The sequence below is a fragment of the Coprococcus sp. RTP21428st1_C9_RTP21428_210409 genome, from assembly GCF_040227395.1.
GTDB classification, from domain to species: domain Bacteria; phylum Bacillota; class Clostridia; order Lachnospirales; family Lachnospiraceae; genus Coprococcus; species Coprococcus aceti.
The window spans coordinates 7,264-26,788 of record NZ_JBEHVV010000037.1; the positions used below are offsets into that span (position 1 = coordinate 7,264).

Annotated in this window: 12 protein-coding genes; all 12 read left to right on the forward strand. The window is 46.4% G+C overall.

Annotation, left to right across the window (positions count from 1 at the left end):
• Positions 1-154: 154 nt before the first annotated feature.
• The 12 genes from ABUA34_RS08515 to ABUA34_RS08570 all read left to right on the forward strand — a co-directional run bounded on the left by ABUA34_RS08515 (position 155) and on the right by ABUA34_RS08570 (position 19,346).
• Complete coding sequence (locus ABUA34_RS08515; RefSeq protein ID WP_022216253.1) at positions 155-1,186, forward strand: efflux RND transporter periplasmic adaptor subunit; 1,032 nt, start codon at positions 155-157, stop codon at positions 1,184-1,186.
• Complete coding sequence (locus tag ABUA34_RS08520; RefSeq protein ID WP_349823156.1) at positions 1,186-3,639, forward strand: efflux RND transporter periplasmic adaptor subunit; 2,454 nt, start codon at positions 1,186-1,188, stop codon at positions 3,637-3,639. Before ABUA34_RS08515 ends, ABUA34_RS08520 begins: the two co-directional genes overlap by 1 nt.
• A gap of 15 nt (positions 3,640-3,654) precedes the next feature.
• The gene (locus ABUA34_RS08525) at positions 3,655-6,486 is read left to right on the forward strand and encodes an ABC transporter permease (protein WP_173795697.1); all 2,832 of its coding nucleotides are present in this window, start codon (positions 3,655-3,657) and stop codon (positions 6,484-6,486) included.
• Positions 6,487-6,489: 3 nt separating this feature from the next.
• Positions 6,490-7,170, forward strand: a complete 681-nt coding sequence (locus tag ABUA34_RS08530; RefSeq protein ID WP_015533878.1) for an ABC transporter ATP-binding protein — start codon at positions 6,490-6,492, stop codon at positions 7,168-7,170.
• Complete coding sequence (locus tag ABUA34_RS08535) at positions 7,160-8,278, forward strand: ABC transporter ATP-binding protein (RefSeq protein ID WP_349818725.1); 1,119 nt, start codon at positions 7,160-7,162, stop codon at positions 8,276-8,278. Before ABUA34_RS08530 ends, ABUA34_RS08535 begins: the two co-directional genes overlap by 11 nt.
• Positions 8,279-8,354: 76 nt before the next feature.
• Positions 8,355-9,929, forward strand: a complete 1,575-nt coding sequence (locus ABUA34_RS08540; RefSeq protein ID WP_349818724.1) for a hypothetical protein — start codon at positions 8,355-8,357, stop codon at positions 9,927-9,929.
• A gap of 323 nt (positions 9,930-10,252) precedes the next feature.
• Positions 10,253-10,588: a metal-sensing transcriptional repressor gene (locus ABUA34_RS08545; protein ID WP_022216248.1), complete on the forward strand. Its 336-nt coding sequence runs from the start codon at positions 10,253-10,255 to the stop codon at positions 10,586-10,588.
• A gap of 65 nt (positions 10,589-10,653) precedes the next feature.
• Positions 10,654-13,206: a heavy metal translocating P-type ATPase gene (locus ABUA34_RS08550; RefSeq protein WP_349823157.1), complete on the forward strand. Its 2,553-nt coding sequence runs from the start codon at positions 10,654-10,656 to the stop codon at positions 13,204-13,206.
• 13 nt (positions 13,207-13,219) lie between these two features.
• Positions 13,220-14,752 (forward strand): cardiolipin synthase, encoded by a 1,533-nt coding sequence (gene cls / locus ABUA34_RS08555; RefSeq protein ID WP_349823158.1) that lies wholly within the window; start codon positions 13,220-13,222, stop codon positions 14,750-14,752.
• A 15-nt stretch (positions 14,753-14,767) separates the two neighbouring features.
• A complete protein-coding gene (locus tag ABUA34_RS08560; RefSeq protein ID WP_349823159.1) occupies positions 14,768-16,549 on the forward strand; it encodes an O-antigen ligase family protein in 1,782 nt (593 codons plus the stop codon).
• Positions 16,550-16,695: 146 nt separating this feature from the next.
• Positions 16,696-17,916 carry a tyrosine--tRNA ligase gene (gene tyrS, locus ABUA34_RS08565; RefSeq protein WP_118649927.1) on the forward strand — a complete coding sequence of 407 codons (1,221 nt, stop codon included), beginning with the start codon at positions 16,696-16,698 and terminating at the stop codon, positions 17,914-17,916.
• Positions 17,917-18,023: 107 nt separating this feature from the next.
• Positions 18,024-19,346 (forward strand): MFS transporter, encoded by a 1,323-nt coding sequence (locus tag ABUA34_RS08570; RefSeq protein WP_349823160.1) that lies wholly within the window; start codon positions 18,024-18,026, stop codon positions 19,344-19,346.
• Positions 19,347-19,525 lie beyond the last annotated feature (179 nt).

Sequence of the window (19,525 nt, forward strand, 5' to 3'; positions counted from 1 at the left end):
GTCCCATCTCCCGCATTTTTTATTTCTAGAGAAAGCTTAAAACATAAGCTTTCTCTTTTTTTTTAACTAATATTAACTCCCGGGAGATTTCCTTGATATATGGGCTGACAGGGGGTAGAATCAAATATATTCATAAAAACAGGAGGAATAGAGCGTGTCAAAAGCGATATTCAATAAGAAGGTTCTGGCGGCAGCGATTGCCGGTCTGATGTCCGTGTCGCTGGTTGGTTGCGGAGGCAGTACCGGTGGACAGACAGGAAGTTCCAGAATAAATATAGAGCCGTATAGCAAGGTGGAATTCAATACGGATCAGGTTAAGAGCGGAGATATCCAGTCCTCATTGACATTGGAGCTCAAGCCTGATGGTTACAGCAGCAATGATTACTCGATACAGCAGTCTGACTACAAGGTTCAGGAGGTCAAGGTAAAAGAGGGCGATAAGGTGGCCAAAGGCGATGTGATGATCCAGTTTGAGGCCAAGGATATCCAGAAGACCATAGATCAGTATACGGATCAGAAGGAGCGGGATCAGCTTCTTATAGACCATTACAACAGGCTGGCGAGCATAGACAGCAGCCAGGATTACTCCAGTGACATATCCGCGGCGAAGGAGGATATGGATCTGGCGGATACATACATCAAAGAGCAGAACGAGAGAATGAAGGAGTATCAGGTCATTGCAGACAAGAACGGAACAGTGACTTATGTCAACTCAGATCTGCAGTATGGATATGTCACAGCGGGTGATACGCTCATAACGGTGGATTCGGGTTCGTCTGATTATGTATCAGAGACTGCGGATTCATACGAATTCAAGGAGGGGCAGACCTACGATGCTGATTTTCAGGAGGCAACATTTACACTGAAGCTCACGAAGTGTGAGAAGTATACAAGCTCTGCCACCGGAGAGGAGATGCAGAAACTTACATTTCAGCCTGTCAGTGATATGACCGGAGTGACCGAAGCGGATACCCTCAAGATGGTCATAGATAAGCCGGTTGTAAAGAACGTTGTATATGTGAATAAAAAGGCTGTGTTTGACGGCTCGGGTGAGAAGAAGTATGTGTACACTGTAAATGAGGACGGATACAGGAATGCGGTAGAAGTTACCGTTGGAGATACGGTGGATGATTATACAGTTATCAAATCAGGACTGAAGGCCGGAGAGCAGGTGGTGATAAATTGATGAGACAGAATATTATGCATAAAGGCAGCACACGGACAAAAAAGAATATGACCGCCAGAATAGCATGCCTGGTAATGTCATTTGTCATGGCAGGAGGAATGGCGGGCTGTGGCAAGGAGAACAGCGAGAAGGTTCCTGAGCTCGTTGAACCTGTAAGTACAAACGAGGCATACAGACCGGTCACATATGGAGATATAGGCAAAAAGGTCATCAAGACCGGAACGATAGTCCCAACTGACTATTGTTATTACTATGACACATCTGTGACTCTGTCAAAGGTGTATGTGAATGTGGGCGATGAGGTCAAGAAGGACACGGTTCTTGCAGAGACCGACAGCAATGCATCCACAGCATCGGGAGACGATGGCAGTGGTACAGATTCAGGCTCAATAGTGGATGATTCTTCAACATCGATGGATGGGGACGACAGCTCGGGAGCTGATTCCCAGGATGTGAAGAAGTATTCACATGAGATCAAGCAGAAGATATATGAGCAGAATCAGGCTGAGCTGGACTGGAAGATAAAGGCGTGCGAAGAGATCGGTGATTCAAAGGGCGCTGCAGAGGCCAGAACAGAAAAAGCCATAAATGAGGAGAACAACAGGTACGATAATCTTTTATATGAGTATGAGCAGAAAAAGCTCACACAGCAGGACGAGGATGAGGACAAGGTCAAGCAGAGCGGAACGCTCAAGGCAGACCGTCCGGGCACGGTAACATACGCCAAGAAGATAAGCGGCAGTGAGAATACTGTCGGCGGCGGTGAGAACGTGGTCGTGGTTTCAGATTACAGCGATCCATATATAGAGATAACCGGTGAGAGCTTCAAGAAGAATACATACAGCATGTATAAGAATATGTACACTGTTATAGACGGAAAGCAGTATGACATCGTGCCATATAACTACACCAATCAGGAGATAGCCGTGGCACAGAGCATGTCAAGCCTTCCATACACAAGATTTAAGCTCAAGGGCGTGAAGGATGCAGAGAAGATCCTCAGCGTGGGCAACACGGTGTCTCTGTATTTTAGTACATCCGATGCAAAGGACGTACTCACAGTGGGAAATGATTCCATATACGAGGAGAACAACCAGAAATTTGTATATGTCAAGACAGATTCCAGTGAGAAGGAGCGCAGGGATATAGAGACCGGTGCCAGCGACAATAACTACACAGAGGTAGTCAGCGGACTCAAGGAAGGCGATCTTGTCTACTACGCTTCAGATGCGGTCATGCCTAGTGATTACACAGAATACACGGTGGCACTCGATTCATATACCAAGACAGCAACGGTGAAGAGCGATTCTTTCTCGGTGGAGGATCTCAACAGTGTCAGCTACACTGCACCATGCGATGGACGTTTCACGTCACTCAACGTCAAGAAGGGCCAGAAGGTTAAGAAGGGTGATGTGCTGTTTGTCCTTGACAGTGGCGGCGGAACAGCGGCGGTCAAGGATATAGACAACCAGATCAGCGAGGAGAACCAGACTTACAGTTCGGATCTCAAGGATTTTGATGATCAGATAAATGAGCTTACAAATGAGATCACGAGATACCAGAAGGGTAAGGTGGCAACGCCGACGGATGCAGAGAACACTCTCTACATGGCGGAGCAGCTCGTGTGCCAGAGAAATGTTGTTACATACAACAAGGATCTTAGGATATATACACACAATGCAACCATCAAGAGCTTAAACGCACAGAGAGAAAAGCTCAACAAGAACAATGATGGAAGCGGAAAGATAACTGTCTACGCTGACCAGGCGGGAACAGTCCTTTCGGTTGACGCAAAGACTGATGTGGCTGTCAAGGAAGGTGCAAATGTACTCACAGTCGGAAGCAACGACAATGTGATTCTGGCGATATCCATATCAGAGGGAAAACTTGCTGTAAACCAGAAGGTTTCAATATCAAATAAGAACAACAACAGCGGCAAGAAGATAAGCGGAGTGTGTGTCGGAAGCACCGGAGACAGCTCCAAGTCATATATCAGTACTGATTCAGAGGGCGGGGTTCACGTAACCAAGTGTTCAGGCAGTGATGAACTGAAGTATTATATAAAGGTTGATGATGCAAGCTTTTACAAGAAGCCGAAGTCATATCAGGTCAGCTACCCGACAAAGTCCTATGAGAACGTGGTCATGATACCTAACAACATGATCTATCATGAGACGAGCAAGAACAATTCAAATGAGTATGACTATGTATGGCTCATCAAGGATGATGAGATCATAAAGCAGTATGTCACTCTCGGCGAGGCAGACAAGACCAAGACGGTTATACTGTCAGGTCTTTCAGAGGGCGATGTAATAGCTAAGGAATCAGGAGCAACATCCACCGGTGGCTCATCGAGTTCATCAGATGGTTCCGATAATTCAAAGTCAGGCGCAGACAGCCAGTCGGATGGCGGATCGGATTCATCTGGCGGAGATGCGACAACAGCAGAGTAGCAGAGAGGAGATATAATGTTTAAATTTTTATCACATAAATTATTGAACAAGAAGTGGTTAAATGCATGTCTCCTGCTTGGAATCATATTGCTGGTGGCTGTTGCATCGTGCAACCCAATGTTCAAAAACGGAGCGCTGGATATGCTCATGTCGTCCAAGTTTGACGCGGCGATGGTAGAGCAGAACAAGTACCCGGCAACTATCGGCAGATCAGGCTCATGCGCAGTAGATGATTATGCCGATGCCGATGCAGTGCTTGGCAGGATTGGCAAATATGAGGACATGTGGAACTACTACATGGAGATTGATGCCCTGCAGAAGCAGACCAGCCTGTCACTTCAGGCGGGTTACACCCAGAGCAACCTGAATCACAGGACCAGCTTCAACATGACATATATGCCACAGATAGAGGATCATGTGAACATAACATATGGAACGTCACTCGAGGATGCCAAGACAGAGGATGGTGTGTATCCTTGTATCATCTCACAGAGAAACCTTGATAAATACGGCCTTGTCGTTGGAGAGGTATTCAGCATAGATACCGGACTCAGCGATGCCGTTGACTCACAGGGCAATCCTATGAAGTATCAGATCGTAGGTGTATTTGAGGAGAAGGATTACTCAGACAGCTTCTGGTATGACCAGCTTGCAGATCTCGACAGCGAGGTATATGTGAAGAAGGATGACTTCAACGACATGATAGGCAAGTACGGCTTCCTCACAATATACTACGTGGATCACGTCATGCTTGACTACTCACAGATAACACACAAGAATGCCATGGACACGCTGTATTATCTCCAGTCATTTGAGAAGTCAGATAAATATTTTGAGCAGAATTTCAGCAGTGTGCTTATAGATTATAAAGGTGATGCAAGAACCATCGGTATAATCATATGGGTTCTGGAACTCCCAATACTGGTTCTGCTTCTGGCATTCATTTACATGGTATCAAGTCAGATACTTGAGATGGAGGATGGAGAGATCGCCATGCTCAAGAGCCGTGGTACCAGCACGAAGCAGGTTCTCGGAATATACCTTGGACAGTCGGCAATACTGTCGGCGATAGCCATAGTGATAGGAATCCCTATAGGATATCTTCTGTGTAAGCTTGCAGCAAGCACGGATTCGTTCCTGCAGTTTGGATTTAAGGATACACATTTCTATGGAGTAGATCCGTGGATGATAGTATACAGTCTGGCTGCCGCTGTTATAGCTATATTATTTGTGACACTTCCGGTGTTCAAATACGCCAAGAACTCCATAGTGGAGCAGAAGAGCAGAACAGGAAAGGTAAATTACAAGCCATTCTGGGAGAAGTTCTTTGTGGACGTCATCCTTGTGACACTTTCAATATACCTCCTGTACAATTACAACAAGCAGAAATCGACGATAGCACTCGATATACTTGCGGGTTCAAGACCTGATCCGGTCATCTTCCTGAACTCCTCACTCTTTATATTTGCAGTGGGACTTCTGGTGCTCAGACTCATCAAATACCTGATAAGACTGATATACAGGATCGGAAGAAAGAGATGGTCACCGGCTGTGTACGCATCATTCCTGCAGATCACACGTACGGTCAAGAAGCAGGGATTCATATCAGTGTTCCTTGTAATGACAATAGCCATGGGTATGTTCAACTCGAACATGGCAAGAACCATAAATAAGAACAAGACACAGCGAATAGATTACAATCTGGGAACGGATCTTGTGGTACAGGAGCAGTGGACCAGAGGAACATACATAGACAAAGACAAGAAGACCCACTGGTATTACACAGAGCAGGATTTTGAGAGATTTACAAAGCTCGAGGACAGCCTGTGTGACAAGGTGACAAGAGTCATATACGACGACAATGCCGTCATAAAAGCGGGCGGCGAGGAGTTGGCGGGCAGCGTACTCATGGGTATCAACACCAAGGAGTTCGGTGAGACGGCCAGACTGCAGAGCGGACTCAACAAGGAGCACTGGTACAATTACCTGAATGATCTTGCAACAGTGTCGAATGGAGTCATCATTTCATCAAACCTTGCAAAGAAGTACAATATAAAGGTTGGAGATTCCATAAACTATGCGAGATACAGTCCTATTGCAAGCAAGGAGAAGGAGGAGATCGCATCTCCTAGCGGAACGGTATGTGCCATAGTGGATGCATTCCCGGGATTCCAACAGTATGTGTATGAGAAGGATTCCGAGGGAGAGATGCAGGAGGTGGAGAGATACCTCGTAGTTGCCAACTATGCATATGTTGTTGGTGCATTCAGTCAGACACCATACCAGGTATGGATGCATCTCAAGGATGGTGTGGACTACAAGGATGTACTTCAGGCACTCAGTGATGAGGATGTCAATATAGTGCAGTATGAGAGTGTGGATAAGGATGTGTCAGAGATGCAGGAGTCACCTCTGGTGCTCATAACAAATGGTCTGTTCTCACTGTCATTTATCATAGCGATCATACTTTGTACGGTGGGATTCCTGATATACTGGATAACATCCATCAAACAGAGAGAGCTTCTGTTCGGTATATACAGAGCTATGGGTATGAGCATGCGTGAGATCAACAAGATGCTCATAAATGAGCAGATATTCAGCTCGGTACTTGCCAGTCTGGCGGGATACGGAGTCGGAGCTGCGGCTACGGCGCTTTTTGTCAAGCTTGTCGCCGTGGTATATCTGCCGGAATCACACAACATAGCGATATCGATAGCTGTGGATCCTTACGATATCATAAAGCTCACAGCTGTTGTTGTATTTATGTTTGTTGTATGTTTCGTAGTCATAAGAACTATATTGAAGAAGATGAATATAACACAGGCATTAAAGCTGGGGGAGGATTAATCTATGGATGAAATTATGATAGAGGCACATGGAATCAAACGCTGTTTCAGACTTGGAAGCGGAGAAGATTTCTATGCACTCAAGGGAATAGATATAACAGTCCCGGCTGGAAAGCTCACTATACTCAAAGGCCGTTCAGGATCGGGTAAGACAACGCTGCTCAATATCCTGAGCGCGCTGGATGAGCCGACTGAGGGCGAAGTGATAGTCGGCGGCCACGTGTACAGCGAGATGAACGAGAAGGAAAAGGAGAAGCTGAGAAGATACAATATAGGATTTGTATTCCAGTCGGTTGCCCTGATCCCGATCATGAGTGCGTATGAGAACGTCGATTTCGGACTCAGACTTGCGGAATATGAGGGCAACAGGGATGCCCGTATAAAAGAGGTACTCGATCTGGTGGGACTGTCATCCAGAATGACGCATTTCCCAAATCAGATGTCAGGTGGTGAGCAGCAGAGAGTTGCCATAGCCAGAGCGGTGGCTCACAAGCCAAAGGTAATATTTGCGGATGAGCCTACAGGAGCCCTTGATACGGCTTCGGGACTTGCAGTCATGAAGCTGTTCCAGGAGCTGGTGTACAAGGAAGGAATAACGATAGTCATGACGACACATGATCCGAAGCTTATGGAGCTCGGTGATGTAGTATATGAGATAGAGGATGGTGAGATAGTTGAGCGATAAGCATTTATTCAGAAAAAAGAAGAACGATGCTGTGGAGCCTGAAACTATAGCACCGGATGTGGAGACACAGGACATGGAGAACACGGATGGCCAGGAGACGCAGGAGTTCGTGTACGGCATGGATCTTCAGGAAGACGATGGCACTGACAGCGGGAAAGCCGTGGAAGCAGATCCTGAGGCTGGCACAGATAAAGAAGCCGGCGGGGAACGCCTTGGTTCTGAGGAGAATATCATAGAGTGTGACAGCCTTGTCAAGATATACAAGACTGACGATGTGGAGGTTATGGCTCTTCAGGGCCTGGAGCTCAACATCAAATACGGCGAGCTCATGGCGGTCATCGGAAAGTCGGGATCAGGAAAGTCCACACTTCTCAATATGATCGGAGGACTTGAGAGACCTACGGCCGGAAAGCTGTATGTCGACGGCAAGGATCTGTTTGCGATGACGGATAAGGAGCTTGTGGAGTACAGAAAGCACACTGTAGGATTTGTGTGGCAGAAAAACTCCAGAAACCTTCTGCCATATATGACAGCCATAGAGAATGTTCAGGTACCTATGTACTTCGACAAGAGCAACAGGGAAGACAAGTATGCAAGAGCCCATGATCTGCTCTGCAGAGTGGGACTTGAGGACAAGATAAATTCATATCCATCCCAGATGTCAGGTGGTGAGCAGCAGAGAGTTGCCATAGCCATAGCCCTTGCGAATAATCCGAAGATACTTCTTGCGGATGAGCCTACAGGAGCCGTGGACAGCAAGACATCCAACATGATACAGGATCTGTTCAGAAAGCTGAACGAAGAACTCGGGATAACGATAATCATAGTTACACATGATATAAGCCTTGCAAATAAGGTGGGACGTGTGGTTATGATCGCGGACGGTAAGATTAGCACGGAGAAGATCATGAAGGAATCTTACAAGGACAGAATGAACGAGCTGACGACAGACGGCTTCTCATCTGATGATTCACATGAGGAGTTCTCGATACTCGATAAGGCAAATCGTGTACAGATAAGTCCTGATATGCTGGCTGCTGCCGGAATCGACAGCAATAAGGTCAAGGTTCAGGTTGTTGACGGCAAGGTCATCATCACAAAAGAGTGATAGCAGATGGTGTTGTGTCAGCGGGGAAAATATATTATAATTACTTCAATTAAGTAAGGAAAGGTTGGTATTTTATATGAGAAAAGCGGGTTACAAAAAAGCAGCGGCGCTGCTTTTGGTGACATCACTTGTGGCAGGAACTGCGCTCACAGGATGTGGCAAGAAGAAGGTGGATTACAACATGGGAGACGACGAGAACGGCGGTGGCGGCGGTAAGCTGGCATCAAGACTCGACGTACCGGAGTCATACAATGGCAAGCTTGAGGGTATCAATGCAGATACAGGTCTCACAGATGTATCCATAAATGCCACAGAGATAGAGGTGCCTGACACAGATAAGATGTCAGTGCTTTACTATGAGCTTAACAATGTAGACAATGACTACAAGAAGCGTGTGTGCGAGAATATATTTGACGTGAGCGCAGGTGTATATGTATATAACTGGGATAAGCCATACAAGGAGGATGTACAGAGACAGATAGATTCACTTCAGTCCATGATGGATCAGGCTACATCGGATGATGATAAGAGCTATTATGAGGATTACATGAAGTCACTTAAGGATCAGCTCAAGACAGCCACAGACAAGAGAGAGGGAGCTGGAGATTACAGTGGAGACACATTCATCGGATCTGTAGGGGACAACGAGTTCATGGTAACATTCTATGGAAGTGGCGATGATATGTCCACAGGCGGTGGATTTTCTCTGGAGTATTATCCATCGGATCAGCTGATACAGTACAGACCTAAGGATGGCGCAACAAATGTATACTGCTACAGCAGTGAATATTCTGACGAGGAGGCTTCTGCAAACACAGCTTCCATCAGCGCGGCAGATGCTGAGCAGAAGGGAACAGATTTCCTTGCATCATGCGGAATCTCAGATGTTATAGAGACAAGTAATTTTGATTTGCTGTGGGATTACAGCGATGCATCATACAACACAGTTGCAGCAGAGAAGAATGGTTATATGGTAACATACAAGCGTTCTGTGGACGGTGTGGCTCCATATACACCTAATGTATACGGCCTTGATTCCCTTTCGACAGGGGATGACTCAGTATATTATGACACCATGGATGAGACATTCCAGCTCGGTATTGATGACAATGGACTTATCTCAGCATATTGCCTAGATTCCTTCAGGGCAACAGGAGACAAGAAGGACAATGTTGATCTGATAAGCTGGGAAGATGCACTCAAGAAGCTTCCAGAGGCTGTAAATAAGTATTACACAGACAACAAGACACAGTACAGCACCATCGAGTTCAACGATGTAAGACTTACATACTACAAGCTCAAGGATGGAGATAAGTATACATACAGCCCTGTATGGGTATTTGCACAGTGCGACAAGATGGAGGATGGAAGCCTCGATAAGGATTATCCAATACAGCTCATCATGTTAGATGCTACCACAGGAGATATGATAGATCTTAAGGATGTCCTGAACCAGCAGACATATGATTCATCTGTAGTTGATTCTGTTATTGACAGTGATTCAGATTTTGATATAAGTGACGACAGCCTCATTGATGAGACTGATATAACTGATACTGACGATGCAGACAGCAGTGATGAGTCAAGCGCAGATGCGATTGATATCGGAGATGCTGATATCGACATGGGCGATCAGGATACAACAGAGTAAATAAAACTCAGACATATAGGTTAAAGGAGAAAAATCCTCATAGACTGATAAAGTGGTATAAATATTGGTCTATGAGGATTTTTTATTGTTGACACATACCCCTAGGGGGTATATAATCCGTGGATGAAAAGAGAATTTAACAGCCGTAATGTGCAGATAATAAACAGATGGCATATATGCAGCGTCATTTGAAATGTGAACAGAAATGGCTGATGTACAAGGGATGTGTCAAGTTTTCTATGAAAACTTGACATGTAGCTCCAGCCATTTGCCGAAGGCAAATTTTGCATGGCTGGAGTTCAATAAGGCTGGAGGAAAGATATATGGAAGAACAGAAGAAATGCTGCTGTCATCATGGCGGAGAGATAAGCGATGTGGAAGCCAGGGTGAGGACAAGGACAGACGAGGAGTATAAGAAGCTTCTCAACAGACTGAACAGGATAGAGGGGCAGATAAGAGGCGTGAAGAGTATGCTGGAAAATGATGCCTATTGCACAGACATCGTGCTCCAAGTGTCGGCGATCAATGCGGCACTCAACAGCTTCAACAGACAGCTCCTTGCTGAACATATCAGGACCTGTGTTGCAGACGATATAAGAAATGGCAAGGATGATACTATAGAGGATCTGGTAAATACGGTTACCAGACTTATGAAATAGATATGTCAGTTATTGGCAAGTGCAGTTACGAACTGACTGATGCTTGATAAAGGAAGGTGAAATATATGGACAAGTACAATGTGACAGGAATGACATGCAGTGCATGCAGTGCAAGAGTCGAGAAGGCCGTATCCAATGTTGAGGGAGTTACCTCGTGTCAGGTGAATCTCCTGACCAACTCCATGATGGTGGATGGAACAGCCGACAGCGGAACTATAGTGGCTGCAGTTGAGAAGGCAGGATACGGTGCGAGTCTGGCGGGTGGAAGATCCGCTGGTGGAAATACTTCACATTCAGGTGGGAAGAGCAGCGGTTCCGGTGAGAGTGAGGCGGACAAAGAATTTGGAAAAATGAAGAAGAGACTGGTGGCATCAGTTATAATTCTTATTCCCCTCATGTATATATCAATGGGACATATGATGTGGAACTGGCCGCTGCCAAGCTTCTTTGACGGCAATCATGTGGCGATGGGACTCACGCAGATGCTGCTAACCATAATCGTGATGGTGATAAATCAGAGATTCTTTGTGAGTGGATTTAAGGGCGCTATACACGGTTCACCTAATATGGATACGCTGGTGGCCATGGGCTCAGGTGCCTCATTCATATACAGCGTGTACGTGCTCTATGCCATGACAGCGGCGCAGACAGCAGGTGACGGTGAGCGTGTCATGACGCTCATGCATGATTTTTATTTTGAATCTGCGGCCATGATACTGGCGCTTATAACAGTCGGCAAGACGCTTGAAGCATATTCAAAGGGAAGAACCACGGACGCACTCAAAGGTCTGATGGATCTTGCCCCGAAGACAGCCGTTCTCATCAGGGATGGTGAGGAGGTCACCGTGGATATAGACGAAGTTGCGGTTGGAGATATATTTGCCGTTAGACCGGGTGAGAGCGTTCCTGTGGACGGAGTAGTCCTTGAGGGGGATTCCGCCGTGGACGAGTCAGCTCTCTCGGGTGAGAGCATACCTGTGGACAAAACTGCAGGAAGCCGTGTGTCTGCGGCGACGATCAACCAGTCGGGTTATCTGAAATGCCGTGCTACACAGGTAGGTGCGGATACCACACTGTCCAAGATAATAGATATGGTAAGTGATGCGGCGGCTACCAAAGCTCCAATAGCAAAGCTTGCTGATAAGGTTTCGGGAGTGTTTGTACCTGTTGTCATACTGATAGCATTTATCACGATGATAGTGTGGATAATAGTGGGCAAGGATGCCGGTTATGTGTTGGCGAGAGGAATATCAGTGCTTGTTATAAGCTGCCCATGTGCCCTTGGGCTTGCCACACCTGTTGCGATCATGGTGGGAAATGGAATAGGTGCCAAGCATGGAATATTGTTCAAGACGGCGACCGCCCTTGAGGAGACAGGAAAGGGCAGCATAGTGGTCATGGACAAGACAGGAACGATCACAATGGGAGAGACAGTAGTGACGGATATACTGGCGGCATATGGAGTAAGTGATGACGAGCTGATGCAGAAGGCTGCGGCTCTGGAGAAGCTGTCAGAGCATCCTCTGGCAAGGGCTGTGGTTGGATATTACAGTGAGAATTACCAGACAGGTGATGCACAGAAGGATAAAAAATATGAGGTATCCGATTTCAAGGCTGTTGCGGGCAACGGTCTGATGGGACGTCTGAACGGCAGAAAGATCATCGGGGGAAATATGGATTATATAAAGGGCTATGCGGATGTACCTGAGGCGATGAAGGATAACGCAGAGAAGGTATCACAGCAGGGAAAGACACCTATGTTCTTTGCCGAGGAGACTGACGGAGATTACAGAGTCCTCGGAATAATAGGCGTGGCGGATACTGTGAAGGAGGACAGCGCTGAGGCCATAAGCCAGCTTCAGTCGATGGGACTTTCAGTAGTTATGTTAACCGGTGATAATGAGAGAACCGCCAAAGCCATAGGAGAGCAGGTCGGCGTAGACAGAGTAATAGCGGGCGTGCGTCCGGACGGCAAGGAGAGCGTTGTGCAAGATCTCATGCAGAAGGGCCATGTGATCATGGTTGGTGATGGAATAAATGATGCCCCTGCACTCACAAGGGCAAATATAGGAATAGCCATAGGTGCAGGCACGGATATAGCCATAGATGCTGCGGATGTTGTTCTCATGAAGAGTGAGCTCACAGATGTTCCGGCGGCCATAAGACTCAGCAGGGCAACAGTTAAGAACATAAAAGAGAATCTTTTCTGGGCATTTATATATAATATAATTGGAATACCACTTGCCGCCGGCGTGTGGATCCCGATATTTGGCTGGACGCTCAATCCTATGTTCGGAGCGTTTGCCATGAGCCTGTCAAGTTTTTGTGTTGTTACAAATGCGCTGAGGTTGAATTTGACAGACATTTATGATAAAAATAAAAGATATAGAATCAAGGAGGACAAAGTTATGACAAAGACAATGAAGATCGAAGGTATGATGTGTGGACATTGTGAAGCCAGAGTCAAGAAGAGTCTTGAGGCCCTTGACCAGGTGCAGGAGGCTGTAGTCAGCCATGAGACAGGAACAGCGGTTGTCACTCTCAAGGCAGACGTTGATGACAGCGTGCTCAAGAAGACAGTAGAGGATCAGGATTATAAGGTGACATCAATTCAGTAAAGGCAGGAAATATATGAAGAAGATACTGAACAGATTGCTAAGCAGAATGGTAATAACGTGCTTTCTTGTGGTCGTCCAGTTGGCGATCATGATACTGGGGGTTGTTTTTCTTCAGGACAGATATATCTATATATCGGGTGCTCTCAAGCTGCTCAGCGTAATAGTTGTAATGTATCTTATAACAAAGGATACTAACCCTATGGTAAAGATGGCATGGATGGTGCCAATACTCATATTCCCGGTGCTGGGAGGTCTCATGTATGTGCTCTATGGACATGTGCTGATACCTAAAAAACTCAGAAAGAATTTTCTGCGGGTTCTCCAGCAGGAGGTATATGAGAACGTCAAGGGGGACAATTGGGTTCCGGCGGAGGAGTTAAAGTCGGAGCCTACATACAGGATATGTAATTATATGGAGAATGTGGCTGAGGCGCCTCTGTATAAGCACACCAGTGTGAAATATTATGCCATAGGCGATGATGTGATGGAGGATCTCATCAGAGACCTTGAGAGCGCGGAGAAGTATATATTCATGGAATATTTCATCGTGGACAAGGGATGTATGTGGGATACCATACTGGAGATATTGAAGCGCAAGGCTGCAGAGGGACTTGATGTCAGGTTCATGTATGATGACATCGGATCTGTGTTCAATGTGCCGAAGTATTACTGGAAGGAACTTGAATCCTACGGTATCAAATGTATGGCGTTCAATCAGGTGGTTCCATTTTTTGCCACTATCTTCAATAACAGGGATCACAGGAAGATCACTGTTATTGATGGCAAGATAGCACACACCGGCGGTTACAACATGGCTGACGAGTATATCAACAAGATAGAGAAGTACGGCAAATGGAAGGACAGTGGAGTGAGACTTGAGGGCGAGGGCGCCTGGAGCTTCACTGTTATGTTCCTTCAGATGTGGAACAGCTTCAGATATTCAGAGGGAAGCTACAACAACTATAGACCGGCGGAGATCGACTATAGTGGCGTAAGTGACGGATATGTTCAGCCGTACAAGTCCAGTCCTCTGAGCGGAGAGAATGTGGGTGAGAATCTGTACATGCAGATGATAAATGATGCACGGGAGTACATTTATATATTTACCCCATATCTTATCGTGTGTAACGAGCTCATGCTGGCACTGAAGCTGGCAGCCAAGAGGGGCGTGGATGTGCGTATTGTTACGCCGGCCATCCCGGACAAGAAATATATATACAAGATGACCCAGTTCAGCTACAAGGAGCTGCTTCTGGCGGGTGTGAAGATATATCAGTACACGCCTGGATTTATACATTCAAAGACACTGCTCATGGACGGCAAGCTTGCATCTGTGGGCTCTATCAATCTGGATAACAGGAGCTTCTATCACCACTTTGAGTGCGGAACTCTTCTGTATGACTGCAAGGCTATAGAGGATGTGAAGAAGGATATGATGGATACATTTGCCGAGTCGGAGGAGATAGATCTTCCATGGTGCAGAAAGAACATAAGCAGGGTGACTATACTTGGTGCGATACTCAGATTATTGTCACCGCTTTTATAAAAGGAGTACAGCCGTATGGGCAGAAAAGGCAGCATTGCAGGAGACAGCAGGCGGGAACTTCAGAACGGAATAACCACGTTATTTCTTATATATATGGGGGCTGCGTATCCCCTGATAATTCATGACAGATATTTTGATATAACAGTAACCAAGTACAGGGCGTTTTATATTGCACTGTGCATTTATGCGGTGCTTATGGTGCTTGCGGTGTTGGTGGATGTGCTTGGACGAAATGTCAGCACAGGGCATGGGTCGCAGAGCTCAGGCGGCAACGTGGATGTCTCTGAAGGGGCGGCACACGGTAACGGATTTATCGGACGCCTGAGACGTTTTATTGATCTGCATAAAATAATGGCCATGGATATATTCATGACAGGCTTTGTTCTGGCAAATGTTCTGGCATTCTTTATGTCAGGGAATAAGGCAGCAGCATATACAGGCGAGGAGGGCAGAAGGTGCGGACTTCAGTTCGTGCTGCTGGCCTTTTTCCTGTATGTGTGTATGGCGAGATATTGCAGGATAAGGCGGTATGTGGTGGTCATATTCATGCTTGTGGGCTCATTTGTGGGAATTGTCGGCATATGCCAGTTCATGGGATATGATTTCCTTGGACTCAGGGAAGGGCTGATGCAGAGCATAAGAAATGTATACATATCCACATTTGGCAATATCGACATATTTGCAAGCTTCCTGTGCGTGCTGGTTCCGGTGGCAGCCGGGGCGTATATCAGCTCGGAGGGAAAAGAGAGCGTACTGATAAGGATAACAGCAGTTATCGCAGTGCTCACGGGAACGGGTGCGGTGATCATATCCAATGCAAACCTTGCATACGCAGGTGTGGGCGGTGCCATGATAGCTGCGTGGATATGGGCGTCATACCGTGGAAGGATAAGAGAATTTGCGGATGTGTGCTTGGTCATGGCGTGCGGAGTCCTGGCGATCAGTATTATGCTGGGACAGACAGACGGCGGATATTCGGAGCTTGACGGACTGAGCTGCTTTGTGAGTGACAGTCGGGTGGTGTGGATAGTGTCCGTGGTCGTTCTCGTTGTATGGGCGGCCATAAGGCTGGCTTCAAAGTGGACTGTAAAGTTCCGCGGAAAGGCAGCACTTGCTGTATCGGTCGGCGTATCACTTGCAGGCATCGTGGCTGTTGTTATATATGCGGCGCACAACCACATGGGTATATTTTCATTTGAAGATTCCTGGGGAAATTACAGGGGCTTTGTGTGGAGGAGACTCATGGAGGCGTACAGGGATTTCAGTGTTCCACAGAGGCTGTTCGGTTATGGAAATGAATCAGTGAAGGCGATCATGACCGACAGGTACTATGACGATATGATGAATACGGTGGGTGTTATATATGATAATGCTCACAATGAGTATCTGCAGTATCTGATAACCACAGGAATATTCGGTGCAGTGAGTTACGTAGGACTGCTGGTTACCACAGGTGGTGCTCTTGTGAGAACTGCGGTATCAGGAGCTGTGATGAATGAGAATGAAAGCATGAGCAGTCAATCCGCAGAAAAAAGATCAAAGGAGAAGGCAGCTTCGAGAGATTCAAGAACTGTAAGAGGTTCAAAGACAGGGACTGGCTTGGAGTGCCTGCTTGGATATGCTGAGGATGAGGGCAGTATGATAGCTGTTCTGCTCGGGATAACCGGGTATGCTGTTCAGGCATTTGTCAATCTTAACCAGTCGCTCACAACACCATATATATTTCTGCTTATAGCCATGGCAGGAGGGCTGTGCCGGAGATATATATGTCAATTTGCAGATGGCGGCAGAAAATGATGTGTGAAATATGATTTATAAGAAAATAATACAGGGAATTGTGTGTATATACTTGCCACAGTGCATAGCAAAATGTTATAATATTTGCCTGTGTGGTGCTAGTGAACCGCACATTGAATAAATAAATACAGGAGGTCTAGAGGGACATGCAGATTTATGACGAGCTTGTAGCCAGAGGGCTTATAGCGCAGACAACAGATGAAGATGAAATTAGAGATTTAGTAAATAATGGTAAGGCAGTATTCTATATTGGCTTTGATCCGACTGCTGACAGCCTGCATGTAGGCCACTTCATGGCGCTCTGTCTGATGAAGAGACTTCAGATGGCAGGCAACAAGCCTATCGCGCTGATAGGTGGAGGTACAGCCATGATCGGTGATCCATCAGGCCGTACAGATATGAGACAGATGATGACAAAGGAGACTATCCAGCACAACGTTGACTGCTTCAAGAAGCAGATGAGCAAGTTCATAGACTTCTCAGAGGACAAGGCGCTTCTCGTCAACAATGCAGACTGGCTTCTCGACCTGAACTATGTAGATGTTCTCCGCGATGTTGGAGCATGCTTCTCAGTCAACAACATGCTTCGTGCAGAGTGCTACAAGCAGCGTATGGAGAAGGGACTTAGCTTCCTTGAGTTCAACTACATGATCATGCAGAGTTACGACTTTTACGCACTGTACCAGAAGTACGGCTGCAACATGCAGTTCGGCGGCGATGACCAGTGGAGCAATATGCTTGGTGGTACAGAGCTCATCAGAAGAAAGCTTGGCAAGGATGCATACGCCATGACCATCACACTTCTCCTCAACTCAGAGGGCAAGAAGATGGGTAAGACACAGAAGGGTGCTGTATGGCTTGATCCTAACAAGACATCACCATTTGAGTTCTACCAGTACTGGAGAAATGTGGCAGATGCAGATGTTCTGAAGTGCATCCGTATGCTCACATTCCTTCCACTAGAGGAGATAGATAAGATGGATAGCTGGGAGGGCAGCCAGCTCAACCAGGCAAAGGAGATCCTTGCATACGAGCTTACAAAGCTTGTACACGGCGAGGAGGAGGCTGTGAAGGCTCAGGAGAGTGCAAGAGCACTGTTCTCCAAGGGTGTTGCAGCAGACATGCCATCAGTAACACTCACAGCAGATGACTTCAAGGACGGCGCCATCGATATCGTGTCAGTTCTCGTTAAGTCAGGTCTTGTTACATCACGTAACGAGGGCAGACGTGCCGTAGAGCAGGGCGGTGTCGCTGTGGACGGCGAGAAGATCACAGATGTCCAGATTACAATTCCAGAGGAGAAGTTCGATGGCGAGGGCGTTGTTGTGAGACGTGGTAAGAAGAACTTCAGGAAGGTTAGTAAGTAAGAGACGTTGACGCTTTGAGTGATATCAAGGCGAACGGCCAGTGGTTATTCAAAAAGGGAAGCGATGAGCTTCCCTTTTTATGTACTACAGAAGGGGATTAGAACTTGATGAATGACAAAACGGCAGATTCAAATAAAAGACGTTTGGCAGTCGCAGCCATCTCGGCTGTGGCACTCATAATACTTGTACAATTTGTGGATTCCTATTGCACTGAGATGTTCGGCAAGACGCAGTCACTTTCTGTTAGGACATTTCTCATGGATCCGCGTGGGATGAGTTCTGAAGCGGCGGTTGCATATATGAGCAGAGGCATGCTGCCATTTTATCTTATCGGAGCGCTCACGCCATTTATCAGGTCATATACGGATATCATAGGCAGGAAGATGATGATGATCATAAATGTGGCGCTTCTGGCTGTTGGAAGTGCAGTATGCCTGCTGGCAAACAATCTGTGGATATACCTGCTTGGCAATGGAATTCTCATACTGGGATATTCGCTGGACATACATCTGATATACATAGTCGATGCGGTAGATAGAAAACATCGAGGAACTGTCAGAGGAATCTGTGGTGGAGTGTCCATGGCAGCAGCCATGTGTATACCTCTGCTCAGGTCATTGTACGTGGATGGCGGCGGACATAATTGGCAGATCCTTTACGCTGTTGGAATTGTTGGCGGAGTAATAGGTATGGTACTGGTTATGTTGTACAGATTCCCGAATATAACTGGTTCTAAAGCTGCACCGAGTGTTGGCGGATCGGCAAACAGGAGTGAGGGAAAATCTGTGGACAGTACAGAATGTAACACAGATGATGGACATATACATTTTATAAAAACATTCAAAGATATATGCAGAGATCATGCAACCAGAAATCTTCTCATAAGCATAAGCGTGGTGGGGATGGCGACAGCAGGCATAACATATTACAATGAACCTTTGTGTGCCTTCTCAGGTATGGGAGAGGGCAATGTGAATACAGTGTTGCTCATACAGCCCATAGCATCATTGGCTATAAATGTTCTGACAGGAATACTTGCAGACAAAATGGAACGGAGATATGTGGTGCAGATGGGAATAGCGCTTAGCCTCATATCAGGTATGGCATTTACACTTGGAGTAGGGCATGGAGTTTCATCGGTGTTGCTGGGAATACTCTGGGGCTGCATGAATGGATTTTACTTTTCTGCGGAAGAACTGATAAATCTTATGGTCATGGAAAGTGTAGATATATCGGTCAGAGGAAGGGCGTCAGCCATGTCCACACTGTCATATGGAATAGGAGATCAGCTGGGGATATTTGCAATAAGTCTGGTTGTGGGAGCCCTTGGCATGAGATGGGCAAAATTGGTATTTCTCGTGTCGCCTCTTGTCATAGCGATGGTGGTTCTGAGAAGAAAAGAAATAGAAAAGAGAAGGAAACACGCTTAGTTGTTCAGCGTGTTTCCTTATTTTTATGTTCAACATTCAGCTTGCGGATGCTGGATTTGATCTTTCTGTATTTGAATAGTGGATACATTGCAAATGTCCACAGGGCATACACTGCGACAAGAATGGGCAGGCCTATCAGATTTCGGAGATTATTTGCGTGCCATACTGCCGTGCTCAGG